The following is a 16,610-nucleotide window of genomic DNA, read 5'->3' as shown; positions in this document are numbered from 1 at the left end:
CCGCTAGCCCAAATCTTGGAGAACGAACAGCACATCGCCGGACTGCACGGCGGCATGGTCGTCGAACGCGATCTGGACGATCCGCCCAGCGCGATCGGATTCCACGACATTGAACGTCTTCATGGCTTCGAGGACACCAACCTTCTGCCCTTCCACGACCACATCGCCAACCGAAGCGAGCGGCGGTTCGCCTTCGGTGCCGGAACGGTAGAACACGCCGGTCAGCGGCGCGCGGATCGAATGCCGCGCGATGGGCGGAGCTGTCGAAGCCGGATTTGTGAAGACGGCAGGGCCGGCGGCTGACCCCGACTGCTGCGAAGGCTGCGACGCGGATTGCGCCAGCACCCCCTGCCTGGACATGCGGATACGAACGCCATCGCGCTCGATCTCCAACTCGGCAATGGGCGAACGCGAGACAAATTCGATCAGCTTCTGGACGAAGTCGAGATCCATCGCCGGCCCTATCGCAGCGCTTCGACAGCCTCGGCGATACGCCCGATCGCTTTTTCGATCAGGTCCATCGACGTGGCTATGGAAATGCGGAAATGCGGCGACAGGCCGTAGGCAGAGCCCTGCACCACCGCGACCCGCGCCTGATCGAGCAGGTAAAGCGAGAAGTCGTCGTCGCTGCCGATAGGAGTGCCGTCCGGGCGGCGACGGCCGATCAGGGCCGAGCAATTGGGATAGAGATAAAAGGCGCCCTCGGGCGTCTGGCAGGTAAGGCCGGGAATCTTGCGCAGCAGCTCCAGAGCGCGGTCGCGCCGCGCTTGGAATTCGAGTGCCCGCGGGCGAAGAAAGTCCTGGGCACCTTCCAGTGCGGCGATGGTCGCGGCCTGCGAGATGGATGACGGGTTCGACGTGCTTTGGCTCTGCACGGTCGCCATGGCGCGGATCAGCGGTTCCGGCCCGCCGGCATAGCCGATCCGCCAGCCGGTCATGGCATAGGCCTTCGACACCCCGTTCACTGTCAGCGTACGGTCCTTCAGCCTCGGCTCGACGCCGGCGATGGTATGGAACGTACGTCCATCGAACAGGATATGCTCGTAGATGTCGTCGGTCAGAACGTGCACATGCGGGTGATCGAGCAACACCCCCGCCAGCCCCGCAAGTTCGTCGCGGCTGTAGACGGCGCCTGTCGGGTTGGAAGGCGTGTTGAGCAGCAGCCATTTGGTGCGCCCGGTGATCGCGGCTCGCAGGGCTTGCGGTGTCAGTTTGAAGCCCTGCGCCTCCGTGCAGGGAACGACCACGGGCTTGCCTTCACCGAGTAGGACGATGTCGGTGTAGGAAACCCAATAGGGCGCTGGGACAATCACCTCGTCACCCGGCGCCAGCGTTGCCAGCATGGCGTTGTAGATGATCTGCTTTGCGCCACCCGCGACGCTGATTTGCGAAGGCTTGTAGTCGAGGCCGTTCTCGCGCCTGAATTTCCCGGCCACCGCCTTCTTCAGCGCGGCGGTGCCGTCGACCGCCGTATAGCGCGTTTCACCCCTGCGCATCGCCTCGTAGGCTGCCTCGACAATGTGCGGAGGCGTTGGAAAATCCGGCTCGCCGGCGCTCAGGCTGATGACGTCGATGCCGGCCGAGCGCATTTCGATTGCCCGCGCGGTGACCGCCATGCTGGGACTTGGCTTGATGACGTCGAGACGGGGAGCGATGAGGCCCACGGGAAATCCTCGGCATGGCTGCCGCGACGTTGCCGGGCAGGTGATATCTGTTACAAATTGGATAATGTATTCTGTTTTTCACGTCAAACCTCTTTTTCTGCATCGAAGACCGGGTTATGTCTCGTTTTGGAGGTGGACCGATAGAGGAAGATATCCAATCCTTGTCGCCACGGATGATATTTGAGATAGGGAACACGATTGGTATGGGCACAAACTATGATGTGGTGATCGTCGGCGGCGGCGTTGTCGGCAGCTCGATCGCCTATTTCCTGTCGGCCAATCCGGATTTCGATGGCAGTATCGCGGTGGTCGAACGGGATCCCTACTACACGGCCTCCTCGTCTTCCTTGTCGACCAGCGCCATCCGCCAGCAGTTCGGCACGGCGCCGAACATCGCCATGTCGAAGTTCAGCATCGACTTCCTGCGCAAGGTAAAGACGCGGCTTGCCATCGGCGACGAGTTGGCCGACATCGGCCTGCATGAGCCCGGTTACCTCGTGCTGGCGACACCCGAGCGCGCAGACGCGCAACGTGCCAAGAACCGCGTTCAGCGCGGCATGGGCGTCGACGCCGAACTGATCGAGCAGGTCGATCTGGCACGACGCTTCCCGTGGCTCAACACGGACGATCTCGCCCTTGGCTCGCTCGGCCTTGGCAGCGAAGGCTGGTTCGACGGCCCCGGCCTGATGCAGGCATTCCGCCGCAAAGCGCGCACGCAGGGCGTGAACTATCTTGCCGCGACGGTGACCGGACTGACCATGGCGTCTCCCCAAAAGGTCGGCGAAGTGGTGCTTGACAATGGCGACCGGCTTGCCGCCGGCACGGTGATCAACGCGGCCGGACCATGGAGCGCGGGCATTGCCAGGATGGCCGGCGCCGAGCTGCCGGTTGTCCCGAGCAAGCGCTGCGTCTTCGTCTTCGAAACGCCGGCAAGGATCGAAAACTGCCCCTTCGTCTTCGACACGAGCGGCTTCTGGCTGCGGCCGGAAGGTCAGCTCTTCCTGTGCGGTATTCCGCCGGTGCGCGAGAACGAGCCGGACGATTTTGGCCTAGATGTGGATTACGACCTGTTCGACGAGTTGATCTGGCCGGCGCTCGCCCATCGCGTGCCCGGCTTCGAACAATTGCGCATGCTGCGCGCCTGGGCGGGGCTCTACGAATACAACACCTTCGACCACAGCGGCATCATCGGCCGGCATCCCGAGGTGTCGAACTTTGTCCTGGCCACCGGCTTCAGCGGCCACGGCATGATGCATGCAGCGGCGACCGGGTCGGGCGTCAGTGATCTCATTGCCTATGGCGAGTACCGCTCTGTCGACCTGTCGGCCTTCCGCTACGAACGGATCGCTGGCAATCAGCCTATCGAGGAACATGTCTACTGAAGCGAAACGGGCGACATGGCATCGCAGTGACAACGGTGCTATGCGTCCACTTCTTCAATCAAAACGGCGCCAGTCAACAAACACGGCCGCCGCCTCAGGCTGATTCATGCTCGTACAGAAGAAAACCATCTCGACCCAGGTCGCCGATGCCATCAGGCAGAAGATCCTGATCGGCGAATACGAGGCCAACTTCCAGCTGCGGCAGGAGCATCTGGCCACCGAGTTCGGCGTCAGCCGAATTCCGGTGCGAGAGGCGCTGCATCAGCTTCATTCGGAAGGCTTCGTCACGCTGGTTTCCCACAAGGGCGCCGTCGTCACCTCCATTTCCCTGGACGAGATCCTCGAGCTCTACGAATTGCGAGCCCGGATCGAAACATGGCTGCTGGCCCTGGCCATTCCAAGGATGACGGAGGCAGACCTCGCGCTGGCCCGGGAGCGTGCAAAGCAGCACCAGGAGCAGGGCAAGACCGGCGAGTACTCGAACCAGCTCAACTGGAACTTCCACGCCGCGCTCTACGCACCGTCCGGCCGCAAGGCGACGATCGAACTGGTCGGGCGCATCTACCAGCAGCTGGAACGCTACACGCGCATGATGGTGACGCTCACCGAGATTCAGGCCCAGTCCGACCGCGACCACTGGCAGCTCATCGACCTGTGCGAAGCCAAGGATACGCTGCGCGCCGTCGGCCTTTTGGAAATGCATATCATCACCAGCGGCAAATTCCTGGTCGACCGGCTTCAGGAATTGCGGGGCAGCTGATCCGTCGCCCCGTCTCCTCGTTCAGCCCCAATCCTTAGCGCGAAGATCATTTGCCGGGCAGATTGGTTGCGCGGGTCAGCAGGATCACGCCTGCCTTGTCAGCTGTGTCGTAGTAGGTGAAGCCGGTGCGGTTTTCCCGGCGCCCGCGCATCAGCACGGCAAGTCCGTCGGTTTTCGCCTTGGTTTCGGCTGCGTCCGCATCACGAACCTCGAAGCCGATATGGAAGACGCCTGCACCCTTGCTGTCGAGATGAATGCGCTGCGGTGAAGGATCGCCGTTCGGCTGGCAAAGTTGCAGCTGAACGTTCGGCAGGTTGCAGATCCGGTATTGCATCGCCTTGAAACCCTCAGGGCTTGGGACCTGCAGTTCTTCGTATTCGGCCAGCGGCGGATAGGACTCCCATGGCCCGATGCCGATGGAATCATAATAGGCCTGCGCCTTGTCGATATCGTGCACGACGATGCAGATGTGATGCAGCTTGTCGAAATTACCCATATGCTCACTCCTTGATCGGGACCGTATAGTTCAGCACCCGGCGCCCTCCGTCGGGGTAGATCGTCTCGCCGGTGATGTAGGAAGCGTCGTCGCTGGCCAGGAACGCCACGACCGAGGCGATCTCGGCTGCCGTGCCGAGGCGCCCGAGCGGTGTGCGCGAAAGAACCGCCCGTCGCATTTCTTCCGAATCGATGAATGTCCCGTCCATCACCATGTCCGTGGCGATGGTGCCCGGGCCGACACCGACCACGCGGATGCCATGGGGAGCGAAGGCGACGGCTGCGGTGCTGGTGACCTGGTTCATGCCCCCCTTGGAGATCGCGTAGGTGGCGACGCGTGGGTTGGCGAGGCCCGAATTGATCGACGACATGTTGATGATGACGCCACCACCACCCTGCGCGATCATCTGGCGGGCTGCGGCCTGGGTGCCCATGAACGCGCCCTTCAGATTGACGGCGAGAACCCTGTCATAGTCCGCCTCGCTGATGTCGAGAAAGTCCTGGACCGGAGCGATGCCGGCATTGTTGACCATGATGTCGACCCGGCCGAACTTCGCCACCGCCGCGGCAACCAGCGCATCGATCTGGTCCTTCTTGCTGACATCCGTAACGACTGCCAGGACGCTGTCGGTGGTGCCGATTTCAGCGGCACATTTTTTTAGCTCCACGGCATCGATGTCGCCGAGCACGAGCTTCGCGCCTTCCGCCCAAAAGCGTTCCGCGCAAGCGCGTCCGATGCCGCGCGCCGCGCCTGTGACAACCGCCACCTTGCCTGCCTGTCTCATGTCCAATCCTTCGATCATTTGTAAGTCGGCCACCGTCTCAGGGAGCATGGGCCGAGGCTAGGGATGGGGATTCTCCCACCGAAGCCTAGCCTAGCGGATAACGAAGGGATTGGCGGTCTTGCCTGCGGTGTCTATCCACACCGTCTTGGTCTGCAGATAGGAATTGATGGCGTCCTGCCCGCTTTCGCGCCCGATACCGCTCCTCTTGTAGCCGCCGAAGGGCGCCATGTAGGAGACGGCACGGTATGAATTGATCCAGGCCATCCCCGCTTCCATCGCGGCCGCGCCGCGCAGCGCCCTGCCCATGTCGCTGGTCCATATTCCCGCCGCCAGCCCATAGGGGCTGTCATTGGCAATGGCGAAAGCCTCGTCCTCGTCGTCGAACGGAATGACCGACAGGATCGGTCCGAACACCTCTTCGCGCGCGATCCGCATGGTGTTGTTGACGCCGGTGAAGATGGTGGGCTCGACGAACCAGCCCTCGGCCAATTCACCCGAGGCCGGCTTGCCGCCGCCCAGCACGCAAAGCGCACCCTCGCGGCGCGCGATGCCGAGATAGGACAGCACCTTCTCGCGCTGGGCTTGCGTGGTGATCGGCCCAACCTGCGTCTCTTGCAGCGCCGGATTGCCCAATCGAGCGCTGGCCGCCAGCGTTATGACGCCTTCCACGAACCGGTCGTGGATTTTGCGATGCACCAGCAGCCGCGAACCCGCGATGCAGGTCTGGCCGCTGGCCGCGAAGATGCCTGAGATCGCGCCGTTGACCGCGCTCTCGATATCGGCGTCGTCGAAGACGATGTTGGCCGATTTGCCGCCGAGCTCCAGCGTGACGACTTTTAGCTGTTCGGCAGCCGCCCGATAGACCGCGATCCCGCCAGGCTCACCACCGGTGAAGGCGATCTTGGCGACGTCGGGATGAGAGACGAGTGGCGCGCCGACATCAAGCGGCATGCCGGTAACGGTGTTGACCACGCCGGGCGGGAAGCCTGCCCGCGCAAACAGTTTCACGAACTCCAGCGTCGAGGCCGAGGCGTGTTCCGACGGTTTGATGACGACAGTGTTGCCTGCCGCCAGCAGCGGCGCGAGCTTCCATGTCAGGAGTAAAAGCGGCGAATTCCAGGGCACGATCGCTGCAATGACACCCAGCGGCTCGTGGCGGGTGAAAGCGAACATGCCAGCCTTGTCAATCGGCAGCACCGACCCTTCGATCTTGTCGGCAAGACCGCCGAAATAGCGGAACCATTCCGGGATATAGCGCAGCTGTGCCGTCATTTCGGTGAGCAGCTTGCCATTGTCGCGCGTCTCGATGGCGGCAATACGATCCGCGTTCTCGGCGATCAGATCGGCCAGCCGCACGAGCAGCTTGCCCCGCGCGGTGGGCGTGATGCCGGCCCATTCCTTCGACCGGAAAGCCGCCTTGGCGGACGCCACGGCGGCGTCCACCTCGGCCTGTCCACCGCGCGGGATCAGCGCCCAGGGTCTGCCGGTAAAAGGATCATGGCTCTCGAATGTATCGGCGCTCGACTGGAGTCGACCACCGACCGTGTTCTGGAAGCTGACCAGCGGCATATTGGACCTCAACAAGTGGCGAAGCCCAGATGGGCGCGAAAGCGGTTCTTGACCTCGACCGCGTCGCGCGGCGGCAGCGAGCGCGGCAAGTTCTCTGCAGTGATTTTCAGCACGAAAAGGCGTGGCCCCTCGGCTGGACGACGCAGCTCTTCACAGAGCGTGTCGACCTCCTCTAGTGAGCGCAACTCGGCGGTTTTCGAAAAACCGCAGGCGGCGGCGACTTTATCTAAACCAATGCCCTTGCCGGTATGGCTCGACTGCATGCCGGTCTCGCCGAAATGCTGGTTGTCGAGCACGATCAGGTCGAGATTTTTCGGCCGCGCCACCGCGATCGTCGCCAGCGAGCCGAACGCCATGAGCTGTTCGCCATCTCCGGTGATCACCATGACCCGCTTCTGCGGCTGGGCCTGGGCAAGCCCGAGGCCGATCAGCGCAGCACCGCCCATGGCGCCCCACAGATAATAGTTGTCGTTGCGGTCACCGGCAGCATGCACGTCGTAGCTCGGCGAGCCGAGACCGGTCACGACCAATGCGCCGTCGCGGGCGTCGAGCAGCTTCTTCACCGCAACCCGGCGGTCCATCGTCGGTAAATTCATGTCGCTCACCACTTCTTCTTGCCGAGCAGCCGCTGTCCGATCAGCACGGCAATCTGCTGGTCGGCGTCGAAAGCCATCAAGGCTGCTTGCGCCACCGTCTCCACCAGGTCGGGACCGGTCTCGGCGCGCAGCACCCTGAGGCCGATCGCCTTCAGCGAGGCCTCGGTCGCCTGTCCCATCGGCACCTGCCACGGGTTGAACTCGGCCCATTCGCCCCGCATCGTCACCAGGACGAGCAAGGGGAAGCGCGCCTGCACGGGAAGCGACAGCATGTTGATGCAATTACCGACACCGGAGGATTGCATGAGCACGACGCTCCGCTTGCCACCGAGCCAGGAGCCTGCTGCGATGGCGATGCCCTCCTCCTCCGTCGTCAGCACATTGGTGACGACTTCGGGATCCTCACTGAAAAGGCGGATCAATGTGGTATGACCGGCATCCGGCACATAGGACATGTGGCTGATGCCGGCAGCCTTGAGCACCTCATAGACCTGATCCGGCCACTGCCTTTCAGACACGGTCGGAGCGGCGGCAGGCGCTGCTGCTTGCGGAGGTTTTGCTTGTATGCTCGCCGTCACCTTGCATCTCCGAGATATTGGACTGGCATCAGACTAGCGCGCTTGACCGATGCAATCTTCGGCTCTTTCTGGTGATCAGATATAATGGTATTCGATAGCTCATGGAATTATCGCAGCTACGCACCCTCATCCACGTCGCCGAACTCGGCAGCCTCAGCAAGGCCGCCGACCGGCTGCACATTGCGCAGCCGGCGCTCAGCCGGCAGGTGCGCATGCTGGAGGAGGAATTGGGCTTTGCCCTTTTCCTGCGCCATGGACGCGGCATGGTGCTGTCCGAGCAAGGCAAGGAGGTGCTGACACACGCCATGCGCGTGATGGCCGAGATCGACGAGATCCGCGCTACAGCCACGCCCGCCGACGCACCGCTGATCGGCGAAGTCGCCATCGGCCTGCCACCCACCGTTGCAGACATTATTTCGATGCCGCTGGCTGCCGCCTTCGGCAAGGCCCACCCCAAGGCCAAGCTCAGGCTTGTCAGCGCCTACACAGGCTATCTGCTGGACTGGCTGCACCGAGGCGAAGTGGACGTCGCGGTGCTCTACGACCCGCGCATGGCACGTTCGCTGCGCTCGCGCCCGCTGCTTCTGGAAAACCTCTTCCTGATCGGACCGCCAGATGCGGGTTTTTCAACCGTGCGCGCCGTATCGTTCGCCTCGCTCGCCGGCAAGCGCCTGCTGCTGCCCAGCATCAAGCATGGGCTGCGCATCATCGTCGAACGCTGCGCCACGGATGCCGGCATCACGCTCGATGTCGGCATCGAAGCGGACTCGTATTCGGCGCTGAAGGACCTGGTACGCAACGGCCATGGCTGGACGATCCTGCCGCTCGCCCCCATCCATGCCGACGTGGCTGCGGGGCTGCTCACCGCCGCGCCGCTGATCGACCCGGTGCCGGTGCGCCGCCTGGTCCTTGCATACCCGGCAGACCGGCCTGCGTCGCGGCTGGCGCGGTTTGCCGGACAAGCGATAGAGGACATCGCCAAGGATCTTGTCGGGCGGGCCGTCTGGGTCGGCCAGCTTCTCGGCCCTCCACCATAAGCATTCGAATTCCGTTATATCTGCTCACGTCCGCTCTGCATTGCTGACAGGACATGGAGGCGCGATAGTGAGGCCCGCAGCAAGACGAAACCCGGACAAACCTCATGGAAGCCTATCAGGACATTCGCGATGCCGTCGTCAGGCTGTGCGCGCGCTTTCCCGGAGAATACTGGCGCGCACTCGATAGGGAAATGACCTATCCCGGTGACTTCGTCGCAGCGCTGACGCAGGCCGGTTGGCTCTCGATCCTGATCCCGGAGGCGTATGATGGCTCGGGCCTGCCGCTTTCGGCCGCCGCTGCCGTGCTGGAGGAAATCCAGCGCGCCGGCTGCAATGGCGGCGCCTGCCATGCCCAGATGTACACGATGGGCACGCTTGTTCGCCACGGCTCGGAAGCGCAGAAGCAGCGATACCTGCCGAAGATCGCCGCGGGAGAATTGCGTCTGCAGGCCTTCGGCGTCACGGAACCGAGCAGCGGCACTGACACCGGCGCGCTCAAGACCACTGCTCGCCTCGACGGCGATCATTTCGTGGTCAAGGGCCAGAAGATCTGGACCAGCCGCGCCGAGCATTCGGATTTGATGCTGCTGCTGGCGCGGACCACACCACTCAAGGATGGCATGAAGAAGACCGACGGCCTCTCCGTCCTCATCGTCGACATGCGCGAAGCCGTTGGCAACGGCCTCACCATCCGGCCGATCCCCACCATGATGAACCATGCCACCACCGAAGTTTTTTTCGACGATCTGCGCGTGCCGGCCGAAAACCTGATCGGCGAAGAGGGAAAGGGATTCCGCTACATCCTCTCGGGAATGAACGCCGAGCGTATCCTGATTGCCGCCGAATGCGTCGGCGATGCGAAATGGTTCATCGAAAAGGCAAGCACCTACGCCAGGGAAAGGCATGTGTTTGGCCGGGCGATCGGCCAGAACCAGGGCATCCAGTTTCCGATCGCAAGGGCCTACGCCAACATGCGGGCAGCCGAATTGATGGTGCGCGAGGCGCTGAACCTCTACGAGGCCGGCAAGAACCCCGGCGCCGAAGCGAACATGGCCAAGATGCTGGCGGCCGACGCCTCGAACGAAGCCGCCAATGTCTGCATCCAGACTTATGGCGGGTTCGGTTTCGCTGAAGAATACGATGTCGAGCGCAAGTTCCGCGAGACGCGTCTCTATCAGGTCGCGCCGATCTCGACCAACCTCATCCTGTCATACCTTTCCGAGCACGTGCTTGGACTGCCGCGTTCCTACTAGGAGTCGTCCGTGAACGTCCTCATCGTCTATGCACACCCGGAAGCAAAATCCTTCAACGGCGCCATGAAGGATCTGGCTGTGGAAACCTTGACCCGCGCAGGCCACGATGTGGTCGTCAGCGACCTCTATGCGATGGGCTTCAATCCTGTCGCAGGGCCGGGCGACGTATCGGGCGAGCGTAACGATCCGGACTTCTTCAGCCTGCCGCGCGAACAGACCGCCGCCTACGAGGCCGGCGCACTCTCGGCCGACATAAACGCCGAGGTCGACAAGCTGAAGCGGGCGGATTTCGTGCTGTTCCAGTTCCCGGTCTGGTGGTTCGGAATGCCTGCAATGCTCAAGGGCTGGGCCGATCGCGTCTTCGCGCGCGGTTTCGCCTATCTGCCGGGCCGCAAATACGACACCGGCATGTTCAGGGGAAAGCTCGCCATGGTGGCCGCCACCACGGGCACGTCGGCCGACACCTACGCGCCCGATGGCATCGACGGCGACATCCTCACGGTGCTGTGGCCGATCCACAATGGTCTGCTGCGCTATTCCGGCTTCGACGTGCTGCCGCCCTTCGTCGCCTATATGCCGGGCCGTGTCGGCGACGATGGCCGCAAGGCCTATCTGGAAGCCTATCGCAAGAGGCTCGAGGACATTGATGGCACGCCGCATCTGTTCTTCCACGCAGCCGAGGACTACGGCAAGAACGAGCGGCTGAAGCCTGGTGTGCTGGCGCGCTCGGGAGTGCAGCGCAATGTCTGACGGCGCCCGCCCACTGGAGGGCCTGTTTGTCGTTTCGATCGAGCAGGCCGTCGCCGCTCCGCTCTGCACGGTCCGCCTTGCCGATGCCGGCGCACGCGTCGTGAAGATCGAGCGCCCGGAAGGCGAAACCGCGCGTCACTACGATTCCGCAGTGGAGGGCATGTCGGCTTACTTCGTCTGGCTCAACCGCGGCAAGGAGAGCGCGGCGCTCGACCTGAAGACCGAGCACGACCTGGCTCTCCTGCGCCGGATGGTCGCGCGCGCCGACGTCCTCGTGCAGAATCTCGTGCCGGGCGCCATCGACAGGCTCGGCCTCTCGGCCGATACAATTGCGAAAGAGTTTCCTCGGCTGATAGCCATCAACATCGTCGGCTACGGGCAGGACACGCCCTACGCGGCCATGCGCGCCTACGACATGCTGGTGCAGGCCGAAAGCGGCATCTGCGCCGTTACCGGCACACCGGACACGCCGAGCAAGGTCGGGGTTTCCGCCGCCGACATCGCCACCGGCATGAATGCCCATGCAGCGATCCTCGAAGCCTTGTTGGCGCGCCAGAAGACTGGGCGCGGTCGCATTGTCGAGATTGCCATGTTCGACGCCATGGCCGATTGGATGACCGTGCCGCTGCTGCACTACGAATATGCGGGCCGTGAGACCCAGAGATATGGCCTGGCGCACGCTTCGATCTACCCCTATCGACCCTATGCCTGTCGGGATGGCAGCGTGGTCGTGTCCATCCAGCAGAACAATGAATGGAAGCGCTTCTGCACGCTCGTGCTGCAAAGGCAGGATCTGTTCGCCGACGAACGCTTCGCCACCAATACCTGGCGGGTTGCCAACCGCGCGGCGCTCGACGCCGTGATCGAACCGATCTTCGCGGCAATCGACTGCGACGAGGCCATAGACCGTCTCGACGAGGCGCAGATCGCCTGGGGCCGGGTGAGTGCAATGCGCGACCTGCCGCACCACAAGGCCCTCCGCCGGACGGAGGTGGCACTGCCGGACGGCAAGCGCATCGCAGTACCCATGCCTGCAGGGCGGCCGGAGGGATTTGCAACGGTTCCCAGCGTCCCCGCGCTTGGCGCCGATACGGACCGGATCCGGTCCGAATTCGCCCCCTGACGAGGAAACTCATGAGCCTGGACACAACCACACTGCAGAAATGGGTTGGACGCACGCACGAGGTCGAGGACGTTGTGACCCCGCGCCTGCTGGCCAGCTTTGGCGCCACGCTTGGGGACCACGCGGCGCAGACTGCCGAGGGCGCGGCCGCGCCCGGACTGCACTGGTGCCTGACACCCGACATTGCCGAAATGCGAGAACTCGGACCTGACGGGCACCCGGCCAAAGGCGGCTTCCTGCCGCCGGTGTCGCTTCCACGCCGCATGTGGGCTGCCAGCGATGTGCGTTTCATGGCGCCGATCCGCTCTGGCGACCGCATCCGCCGCAACTCGACATTGACCGCCATAGAGGAGAAACAGGGCCGCACCGGCCCGCTCACCTTCGTCACGGTCCGGCACGACATCGCCAACGATTCCGGTCCGATCATCGAGGAGGACCAGACCATCGTCTATCGCGGCGCCGAAGCCGCTGCTGCGCCCCCTGCCCCGCCGGCCAATTCGCCCCTGGCCGCATCGCACGAGCGCACGATCGACATCGATCCCGTGCTGCTCTTTCGATATTCCGCGCTGACGTTCAACGGGCACCGCATCCACTACGACGCGCCCTACGCCATGGGGGTCGAGCACTATCCCGGGCTCGTCATCCATGGCCCGCTGCAGGCGACGCTGCTGATGAATTTCGCCACCGCCATTGTGGGCACGTCGCCGCGCCGCTTCTCATTCCGCGGCGTCCATCCGGCGAGCGGCCCACAGCGCCTGCTTCTGAGCGCAACATCCCCAGGCCAGGACGGCATGGCTCTCGAGGCACGGTCGGCCGACGGCCATGTGACGGTGAAGGCCATGGCGCAATGGTGAACTTCGTCATGCCCGTCGTGCCGCTCTTCGTGCCGGGCTCGCGGCCGGAGCGCTTTGCCAAGGCCGACAGCAGCGGCGCGGATGCGGTCATTCTCGACCTCGAGGATGCCGTAGCCCCTTGCGACAAGGACCGCGCTCGCGAAGCGATTCTCGCCAATGCGGCCACGCTGAAATCCGCCGTTGTGGTCCGCATCAACGCCGCGGGAACACCCTGGCACGAAGCGGACATCGACGCCGTGCGGCGCCTCGACGGCGTCTCCATCATGCTGCCCAAGGCCGAACGTCCGGAGGACATTGCCGATATGGCCAAGCACATGGCACGCAGCGTTTCCGTCATCGCGCTGGTCGAGAGCGCCGTCGGCCTCGCCAACCTGCCAGACATATTGGCCACCTCTGGCGTCGTTGCCGTCGCCTTCGGCTCGGTCGACTTCTCGCTCGATCTCGGTTGCGCGCATGACCGGTTGATGCTGCTTGCGGCCCGCAACGAAATCGTCTGGCGTTCGCGCGCGGCTGGCCGGGCCGCGCCGATCGACGGCGTGACGACCGACCTGAGCAGTCCCGAAATCGCCGAGGATGACGCACGCCACGCCATGAAGATGGGCTTCGGAGGCAAGATGGCCATCCACCCGAGGCAGATCGAGCCGATTCGCAATGGCTTTCGCCCGAGCGAAAATGACATCACATGGGCACGCGACATCATTGGCGCGGCCTCATCAGGCGAAGCCAGCCAGGTGAACGGCGAGATGGTGGATCGGCCGGTCATCGAACGTGCAAGGCAGGTCCTGCGCCGGGCCACTTTGGTCTAAAGGGCATGCAGGGGAGGAGCAACGGATGAACCTGGACACCGCCGATTGGCCGACCGCCAGACTTTGCGCCTTCATCGCCGGACTCGACTTCGAGCAAATTCCGCCGCGCGTCGTTCATTTCGCGCAAGGACTGATGATCGACTGGCTCGGCTCGGCGCTGGCCGGCAAGGGCGCGCACCAGGTGGAGATGATCGACGGCTTTGCGCGTGCCATGGGGCCGGCGGACGGCCCAAGCACCATCATCCCGACGCGGCGGCGCACAAGCCCCTATTTCGCAGCGATGGTCAATGCGGCGGCCTCGCATATCGTGGAACAGGACGACGTTCACAACGGCTCGGTCTTTCACCCGGCTGCGGTGATCTTTCCGGCCGTTTTGGCGGTTGCGGAGGCTGAGGGGAAGACCGGCCGCGAAGTCCTGACTGCCTGCATCGCCGGCTATGAAGTGGGCATCCGCGTAGGAGAATTCCTCGGACGCTCGCACTACGAGATATTCCACACCACCGGCACCGCCGGCGCTGTCGCCGCGGCCGCGGCTGTCGGCAGGTTGATCGGGCTGGACGCAGCCGGGCTCAACCATGCTGTCGGCTCGGCCGGTACGCAGGCGGCAGGTCTCTGGGAGTTTCTGCGTGACGCCGCCGATTCCAAGCAGCTTCATACGGCGCGAGCGGCCGCCAACGGCCTGTTTTCTGCCTATCTGGCGCGCGATGGCTTCAGGGGGGCCGAGCAGATCCTCGAAGGGAAAAGAGGCATGGCGGCCGGCATGTCCAGCGACGCCGATCCGGCCCGCCTGACGGACGGGCTCGGCAGCCGTTGGGTAACCGAGGAGACGTCCTTCAAATGGCACGCCGCCTGCCGGCACACCCATCCGGCCGCCGATGCGCTGCAGTCTCTCATGCGTCGCGAAGGGCTCGGTCCGGACGACATCACTGATGTGGTGACCCATGTTCATCAAGGCGCCATGGATGTCCTGGGCGCGGTAGACATCCCTCAAACCGTCCATCAGGCGAAGTTCTCCATGGGCACGGTGTTGGGGCTGATCGCCGTTCACGGCGTCGCCGACCTCGATGCTTTCGAACACCATGCACTTGCCGACACCCGCGTCGCCCGTTTCCGCGCCAAGGTCCGGATGGAACTCGACGCCGAGGTCGACACCCTTTATCCCAAGCAGTGGGTCGGCAAGGTGAGCGTCACGACCGTTGACGGCCGCAAATTCAATGCCCGCGTCGACGAGCCCAAGGGGGATCCCGGCAACACCCTTTCGAAACAGGAACTGGAAGCCAAGGCTGTACGCCTCGCCGAATTCCGAGGCGGCGCCACCGCTGATGAGATGCGTCGCTGCATAGCCCGCATCTGGAGGCTCGGTCAGCCCGGGAGCACGGCGGAAATATTTGCTGAGAGTTAGCCCGCTATCGCGCCGAAGGACTGCACCCGCCCGAACGGATGGAGAATTGCTCGCGGCCGGTCGTGCTATGGGGGCGTCGTGCGCAGGAGCGACCACACTTGACTTCAGAGGCGATGTCAGCTTTCGGGAGATCACCCAGTGTCGAACGGCCGACTTGAAGCGCATTGCTGCCATTTGCGAAGATTGAACAAACGCTATTGAATTTGGTCGTCAATTGCGAACGAGCGCATAGCGGGCAGTTCGATTCTTTTCGCGCCGCCCTGTGTTGTAAAGCAGTTTGATCGGCCGTCCTCGGGAGCCCACCATAATCAATGAATTCAACGAGATCGACGGAGGTTCGCCAACCTGATTTGGCTAACCGAGGCAAATGAAACACACTAACTTATTGATAAACAACGATAATGGCGGGCCCGGACGGCATATTCAAATCCTTGGTTTTGTTGAGTTTTTCGTGGGCCAGAATCCGAAAGCTTCCCGTATCGTTCCGTATGCTCCCGCGACCCCAAACTGCCGACCATAGCTGAACGTTGGGAGCAGGGTCCAGAACGGCGGAAATGGGGCCGGAACCTGACTGGCAGCTTCGCGACTTCGGGATGGCACGTCGCCAGGCGAGAAGCGCCGAAACGCTTGTCCAATTATCCCCGGCCCGTTCCGCTTCGATCGGCTCATCAGGAGGCCTCTGGTCGCGCACCAACTTGACGTTAGCCATGGGTAATTGTCGACTAGTATACTTAGCTGGAGTGTTCATGCTTGAGGTTCTTGTCAGCGCGCCGCAGTCGCTGGAAATCCGGCCGGGCATGCCACAGCCCGGCGCCAGCGAGGTGTCGTTCACGTCAGCCGTGTCGGCATCTGTGGCTCCGACATTCACATCCTGCATGGCTCAAATCCGTTCGCCGTCTATCCGCGCGTCATCGGCCATGAGTTCGCGGGCACCGTCACCGCGCTCGGACGCCATGTGACCGGCGTTGCCGTGGGAGACCGCGTGGTGGTCGACCCCGTGGTGTCGTGCGGCCACTGCTATCCCTGCCGGATCGGCCGTTCCAATGTCTGCGCCAACCTCGAAGTGATCGGCGTCCATCGCGACGGCGGTTTCCGTAACTTCGTCGCCGTCCCGGCGCATAATGCCATTCCAATTCCGGCCGACATGCCGTTCAGTCTGGCGGCGCTGGCCGAACCGATCTCGATTGCCGCCAACGTCCTAACGATCGACAAGCGACCGGTGTCGCACACACCCTGTAGCGGGTGGTGTGTCGCGACCGCGCTGGCATCCACTCGATTCTTGCTGAAATTCCGGCTAGCTTGGCGACAGATGGCTCAATTTCTGGTCGGTGAGCCACAATGAGACCGCCCGTCAAGAGAATAATGGGCGGCACCTTTGGTCCCGAGGCGAGTGCAATGGCGCACGAATGAGTTCTACAACGATGCGCCGTGCGGCGCCAGCGACCTTGTCCTTTCGTATACCGATCAAGCAATTGGCTATATAGGCAAGGGGAATTTCACCTTTACCAGTCCGGATTGGAATCAAGAGGGATGATTTCTGCCGATTTTTTTGACAT

General features: G+C 63.2%; 18 protein-coding genes. 10 read left to right on the top strand and 8 right to left on the bottom strand.

Going from position 1 to position 16,610, the window contains the following annotated elements:
- Nucleotides 1–3: 3 nt before the first annotated feature.
- Both EOA13_RS10450 and EOA13_RS10445 read right to left on the bottom strand, forming a co-directional pair.
- Nucleotides 4–453 (bottom strand): acetyl-CoA carboxylase biotin carboxyl carrier protein subunit, encoded by a 450-nt coding sequence (locus EOA13_RS10450; RefSeq protein ID WP_127292113.1) that lies wholly within the window; start codon nt 451–453, stop codon nt 4–6.
- Between the two features lie 8 nt (nt 454–461).
- Nucleotides 462–1,664: a pyridoxal phosphate-dependent aminotransferase gene (locus EOA13_RS10445; RefSeq protein WP_127292110.1), complete on the bottom strand. Its 1,203-nt coding sequence runs from the start codon at nt 1,662–1,664 to the stop codon at nt 462–464.
- Nucleotides 1,665–1,867: 203 nt separating this feature from the next.
- Here EOA13_RS10445 and EOA13_RS10440 point away from each other — a divergent pair, with 203 nt between their 5' ends.
- Together EOA13_RS10440 and EOA13_RS10435 are read left to right on the top strand one after the other, a co-directional pair.
- Complete coding sequence (locus EOA13_RS10440; RefSeq protein WP_127292108.1) at nt 1,868–3,046, top strand: FAD-binding oxidoreductase; 1,179 nt, start codon at nt 1,868–1,870, stop codon at nt 3,044–3,046.
- 106 nt (nt 3,047–3,152) lie between these two features.
- Complete coding sequence (locus EOA13_RS10435; RefSeq protein ID WP_027167548.1) at nt 3,153–3,806, top strand: GntR family transcriptional regulator; 654 nt, start codon at nt 3,153–3,155, stop codon at nt 3,804–3,806.
- Between the two features lie 46 nt (nt 3,807–3,852).
- Here EOA13_RS10435 and EOA13_RS10430 read toward each other — a convergent pair whose 3' ends face one another.
- From EOA13_RS10430 to EOA13_RS10410, 5 genes are all read right to left on the bottom strand, one after another.
- Nucleotides 3,853–4,302 (bottom strand): VOC family protein, encoded by a 450-nt coding sequence (locus tag EOA13_RS10430; protein ID WP_127292105.1) that lies wholly within the window; start codon nt 4,300–4,302, stop codon nt 3,853–3,855.
- 4 nt (nt 4,303–4,306) lie between these two features.
- On the bottom strand, nt 4,307–5,086 hold the full coding sequence (locus tag EOA13_RS10425) for an SDR family oxidoreductase (RefSeq protein WP_127292102.1): 780 nt from the start codon (nt 5,084–5,086) through the stop codon (nt 4,307–4,309).
- Nucleotides 5,087–5,176: 90 nt separating this feature from the next.
- Nucleotides 5,177–6,655 (bottom strand): aldehyde dehydrogenase, encoded by a 1,479-nt coding sequence (locus tag EOA13_RS10420; RefSeq protein ID WP_127292099.1) that lies wholly within the window; start codon nt 6,653–6,655, stop codon nt 5,177–5,179.
- Between the two features lie 8 nt (nt 6,656–6,663).
- Nucleotides 6,664–7,251 carry a thiamine pyrophosphate-dependent enzyme gene (locus EOA13_RS10415; RefSeq protein ID WP_127292096.1) on the bottom strand — a complete coding sequence of 196 codons (588 nt, stop codon included), beginning with the start codon at nt 7,249–7,251 and terminating at the stop codon, nt 6,664–6,666.
- A 5-nt stretch (nt 7,252–7,256) separates the two neighbouring features.
- Nucleotides 7,257–7,769 (bottom strand): thiamine pyrophosphate-binding protein, encoded by a 513-nt coding sequence (locus EOA13_RS10410; RefSeq protein WP_164748823.1) that lies wholly within the window; start codon nt 7,767–7,769, stop codon nt 7,257–7,259.
- A gap of 161 nt (nt 7,770–7,930) precedes the next feature.
- Here EOA13_RS10410 and EOA13_RS10405 point away from each other — a divergent pair, with 161 nt between their 5' ends.
- The 7 genes from EOA13_RS10405 (at nt 7,931) to EOA13_RS10375 (ending at nt 15,054) form a co-directional block, all read left to right on the top strand.
- On the top strand, nt 7,931–8,866 hold the full coding sequence (locus EOA13_RS10405) for a LysR substrate-binding domain-containing protein (RefSeq protein WP_127292091.1): 936 nt from the start codon (nt 7,931–7,933) through the stop codon (nt 8,864–8,866).
- A gap of 104 nt (nt 8,867–8,970) precedes the next feature.
- The gene (locus tag EOA13_RS10400) at nt 8,971–10,119 is read left to right on the top strand and encodes an acyl-CoA dehydrogenase family protein (RefSeq protein WP_127292088.1); all 1,149 of its coding nucleotides are present in this window, start codon (nt 8,971–8,973) and stop codon (nt 10,117–10,119) included.
- 9 nt (nt 10,120–10,128) lie between these two features.
- On the top strand, nt 10,129–10,869 hold the full coding sequence (locus tag EOA13_RS10395) for an NAD(P)H-dependent oxidoreductase (protein WP_127292086.1): 741 nt from the start codon (nt 10,129–10,131) through the stop codon (nt 10,867–10,869).
- Complete coding sequence (locus EOA13_RS10390; RefSeq protein WP_127292084.1) at nt 10,862–11,992, top strand: CaiB/BaiF CoA-transferase family protein; 1,131 nt, start codon at nt 10,862–10,864, stop codon at nt 11,990–11,992. Before EOA13_RS10395 ends, EOA13_RS10390 begins: the two co-directional genes overlap by 8 nt.
- A gap of 11 nt (nt 11,993–12,003) precedes the next feature.
- A complete protein-coding gene (locus EOA13_RS10385) occupies nt 12,004–12,846 on the top strand; it encodes a MaoC family dehydratase N-terminal domain-containing protein (RefSeq protein WP_127292081.1) in 843 nt (280 codons plus the stop codon).
- Nucleotides 12,840–13,652, top strand: a complete 813-nt coding sequence (locus tag EOA13_RS10380; RefSeq protein ID WP_127292079.1) for a CoA ester lyase — start codon at nt 12,840–12,842, stop codon at nt 13,650–13,652. The genes EOA13_RS10385 and EOA13_RS10380 overlap by 7 nt, the downstream gene beginning before the upstream one ends.
- 25 nt (nt 13,653–13,677) lie before the next feature.
- A complete protein-coding gene (locus EOA13_RS10375; RefSeq protein WP_127292076.1) occupies nt 13,678–15,054 on the top strand; it encodes an MmgE/PrpD family protein in 1,377 nt (458 codons plus the stop codon).
- A gap of 382 nt (nt 15,055–15,436) precedes the next feature.
- Here the strand turns inward: EOA13_RS10375 and EOA13_RS37870 are convergent, their stop codons facing one another.
- Nucleotides 15,437–15,931 carry a hypothetical protein gene (locus EOA13_RS37870; protein WP_164780042.1) on the bottom strand — a complete coding sequence of 165 codons (495 nt, stop codon included), beginning with the start codon at nt 15,929–15,931 and terminating at the stop codon, nt 15,437–15,439.
- Here EOA13_RS37870 and EOA13_RS10370 point away from each other — a divergent pair.
- The gene (locus tag EOA13_RS10370; RefSeq protein WP_164780047.1) at nt 15,902–16,396 is read left to right on the top strand and encodes an alcohol dehydrogenase catalytic domain-containing protein; all 495 of its coding nucleotides are present in this window, start codon (nt 15,902–15,904) and stop codon (nt 16,394–16,396) included. The genes EOA13_RS37870 and EOA13_RS10370 overlap by 30 nt on opposite strands.
- Nucleotides 16,397–16,610 lie beyond the last annotated feature (214 nt).

It is taken from the genome of Mesorhizobium sp. M7A.F.Ca.US.011.01.1.1, from assembly GCF_003998295.1.
Classification (GTDB): Bacteria; Pseudomonadota; Alphaproteobacteria; order Rhizobiales; family Rhizobiaceae; genus Mesorhizobium.
This window is presented reverse-complemented; position numbering and strand designations above follow the sequence as displayed.

Excerpts from the sequence above, each read along its gene's own strand:
- EOA13_RS10450 (WP_127292113.1), bottom strand. The coding sequence starts at position 453 with ATGGATCTCGACTTCGTCCAGAAGCTGATCGAATTTGTCTCGCGTTCG.
- EOA13_RS10440 (WP_127292108.1), top strand. The coding sequence starts at position 1,868 with ATGGGCACAAACTATGATGTGGTGATCGTCGGCGGCGGCGTTGTCGGC.
- EOA13_RS10435 (WP_027167548.1), top strand. The coding sequence starts at position 3,153 with ATGCTCGTACAGAAGAAAACCATCTCGACCCAGGTCGCCGATGCCATC.
- EOA13_RS10430 (WP_127292105.1), bottom strand. The coding sequence starts at position 4,302 with ATGGGTAATTTCGACAAGCTGCATCACATCTGCATCGTCGTGCACGAT.
- EOA13_RS10425 (WP_127292102.1), bottom strand. The coding sequence starts at position 5,086 with ATGAGACAGGCAGGCAAGGTGGCGGTTGTCACAGGCGCGGCGCGCGGC.
- EOA13_RS10420 (WP_127292099.1), bottom strand. The coding sequence starts at position 6,655 with ATGCCGCTGGTCAGCTTCCAGAACACGGTCGGTGGTCGACTCCAGTCG.
- EOA13_RS10415 (WP_127292096.1), bottom strand. The coding sequence starts at position 7,251 with ATGAATTTACCGACGATGGACCGCCGGGTTGCGGTGAAGAAGCTGCTC.
- EOA13_RS10405 (WP_127292091.1), top strand. The coding sequence starts at position 7,931 with ATGGAATTATCGCAGCTACGCACCCTCATCCACGTCGCCGAACTCGGC.
- EOA13_RS10400 (WP_127292088.1), top strand. The coding sequence starts at position 8,971 with ATGGAAGCCTATCAGGACATTCGCGATGCCGTCGTCAGGCTGTGCGCG.
- EOA13_RS10390 (WP_127292084.1), top strand. The coding sequence starts at position 10,862 with ATGTCTGACGGCGCCCGCCCACTGGAGGGCCTGTTTGTCGTTTCGATC.
- EOA13_RS10385 (WP_127292081.1), top strand. The coding sequence starts at position 12,004 with ATGAGCCTGGACACAACCACACTGCAGAAATGGGTTGGACGCACGCAC.
- EOA13_RS10380 (WP_127292079.1), top strand. The coding sequence starts at position 12,840 with ATGGTGAACTTCGTCATGCCCGTCGTGCCGCTCTTCGTGCCGGGCTCG.
- EOA13_RS10375 (WP_127292076.1), top strand. The coding sequence starts at position 13,678 with ATGAACCTGGACACCGCCGATTGGCCGACCGCCAGACTTTGCGCCTTC.
- EOA13_RS37870 (WP_164780042.1), bottom strand. The coding sequence starts at position 15,931 with ATGCAGGATGTGAATGTCGGAGCCACAGATGCCGACACGGCTGACGTG.